Raw genomic sequence first — 1,471 nt, 5'->3', positions numbered from 1 at the left:
TGATCCTACCAGCAGAACAAGTTTTTGTAACCGATGAGGGGCACACGTATCTCGCGTATCTCCATAAAGAGCAAAAGCCAATCATTATGGATGCAAAAGGTGAACTGGTTACCGTTGAACAGCGTCCTACCGGCGGCGAACTCTTTGCCACTCACTATCAGCAAGTAGACTCTTTGGTAGCAAAGAAGTCGATGGATAGTCTGACTACAAAGGTAGCGAAAGATGTGGGTGAAAGAATACCAGCGAATCCGATTAAGGCTAGGTAAGGGGGAATGTAGCATGCAGACGAAAAAGCAAACACCGTATTTAATGTATAGCATATCCCTGCTGGTCTTTCTCATAATCGGGTATTATGTAGGCGCCTTTTATGTAATCCCTGGTGCAAACTTCGGAACGATTAACGAGACCATCAGGGTAATAGCTACCAATCCTTTTGCCAACTACATAAACGAGAAGACCCCCGCCATGGTTGGTCTTTTTTTTGTCCTCTGGATTATGTTTGTCAGCTATTACGCATATCATTATCGCAATTTTTACTTTCATAAGGAGCACGGCTGCGAAGAGTGGGGAGATGTGAAGAAGCTATGTCGATTGTTAGCGGACAAAGACGAAAGCAAAAATCGTATTGTCTCTAAGAATATGAAAATAAGTAAGCGGAAACTTTCCAATAACAACATGTTAGTGATTGGACCACCAGGTACCTATAAGACGACTTCTATTATTATTCCTAATCTCCTTCAAGCGGCCAATACCTATGTGGTTTTAGATGTTAAGGGTGAACTCATGCGTACCACGGGAAACTATTTGAAAGAAAAAGGATTTGCTATCAGGAGCCTAAACCTAAAGGAACCTTGGAAGTCAGATCGGTATAATCCATTTCACTGGATTGTACGTGAAAATGACCTAATTCGGTTAATCACCAATTTGCATGAAAGCGTGAGAAAACCAGAAGCCATGCAAAGCGAGCCTTTTTGGGATGATGGAGTGGATCTGTATTTGCAAGCTCTTTTCTTTTATGAATGGCTAGAAGCAAAAGAAGAAAAGCGCACGGGGAGTATGAACAATATCCTAAAGCTTGTAAATATGGAGACGAAGAAGGTTGATGACAAGACTACTCAGCTACAATTTAAAATGAATAAGCTGGCCAAGGAAAAGGGAGCGGATTATCCGCCAGTTCGCGATTATCGGAAGTTAAAAGAAGGGGCTACGGAGACGGTTCGCAGTATTGTGATTATGGTAAACGCCATGCTCAAGTTATGCGAGACGGCAGACATCAAACGAATTTTTAGCGGTAATGATATAGATATGCGAGCCCTTGGGCTAGGCATCGATGGAAATCCCCACCGAAAAACAGCGTTATTTTTAGTGCTTCCCGATAACGATAAATCGTACAATTTTCTAATTTCCATGTTCTACACGTGCGCCCGTAAGTGCGGCTCATATGTCGCACGCGGCTAATTGAAAATCTGTT

General features: G+C 42.5%; 1 protein-coding gene and 1 pseudogene. Both read left to right on the top strand.

Annotated elements, in window-relative coordinates:
- Positions 1 to 266 (top strand): annotated as a pseudogene (locus tag NHH16_RS15830) (hypothetical protein); the annotation flags it as partial.
- 13 nt (positions 267 to 279) lie between these two features.
- Positions 280 to 1,458: a type IV secretory system conjugative DNA transfer family protein gene (locus tag NHH16_RS15825; RefSeq protein ID WP_262070445.1), complete on the top strand. Its 1,179-nt coding sequence runs from the start codon at positions 280 to 282 to the stop codon at positions 1,456 to 1,458.
- The last annotated feature ends 13 nt before the right edge of the window (positions 1,459 to 1,471 follow it).

Origin of the sequence: Ohessyouella blattaphilus (genome assembly GCF_024721265.1) — a bacterium.
GTDB lineage: Bacteria > Bacillota > Clostridia > Lachnospirales > Lachnospiraceae > Aequitasia > Aequitasia blattaphilus_A.
This window is presented reverse-complemented; position numbering and strand designations above follow the sequence as displayed.